Origin of the sequence: Synechococcus sp. F70.1 (assembly GCF_047502745.1) — a bacterium.
Taxonomy (GTDB): Bacteria; Cyanobacteriota; Cyanobacteriia; order Thermostichales; family Thermostichaceae; genus Thermostichus.
Genome location: NZ_JANSJL010000026.1, coordinates 1 through 551, shown reverse-complemented (window position 1 = coordinate 551; position 551 = coordinate 1). Strand labels below are relative to the sequence as shown.

At 52.5% G+C, this 551-nt stretch carries 1 pseudogene; it reads left to right on the top strand.

The features are described from left to right. Positions 1-223 precede the first annotated feature (223 nt). A pseudogene (locus NW860_RS01675) lies at positions 224-551 on the top strand (hypothetical protein); the annotation flags it as partial.

Genomic DNA, 551 nt, shown 5'->3' with positions numbered 1-551 from the left:
GAAAGCCTGCGCATTGTCCTTTCCTATCTTTGGGCACAACTCATTCCGCGGCCAGATCCCCGCAACTTTGCCGATTGGGTCAAGGGCAAATTTGGCACCCAGCTCTATAGCCACAGGCTCTGGCAGGTGAACTTCGACAATGATTACCAAGAATAGATTGAAGCAACTCAGTCAGCTGTTGCAGCCAGGTTGGCAACATCTTGCCCCTTTCTTATGGCAAATCTTGCTGCCCAGTTTGGCCCTGACGGTGCTGCAGATCTTCATGATCTCGCTCTGGAGTCAGGAAAGCGATTATGTTTCCATCTTCAAGGGCCTAACTCAGTGGGATAGCCATTGGTATCTAGGCATCGTGCGGCAGGGTTATCAGTTTTTGGGCTTCGGCAAGATTGCCTACGAGCAGAGCAACGTGGCCTTCTTCCCCGGCTATCCCCTCGCTGTTGCTACTATCAGCCGCTTGTTGAGAATCGAACCCGAGGTAGGGCTTTACCTCGCCGCTCAGCTCTTTTGCTGGCTGATGTGGATTTACCTTTTCCTGTTTTACCGCCGCTGGC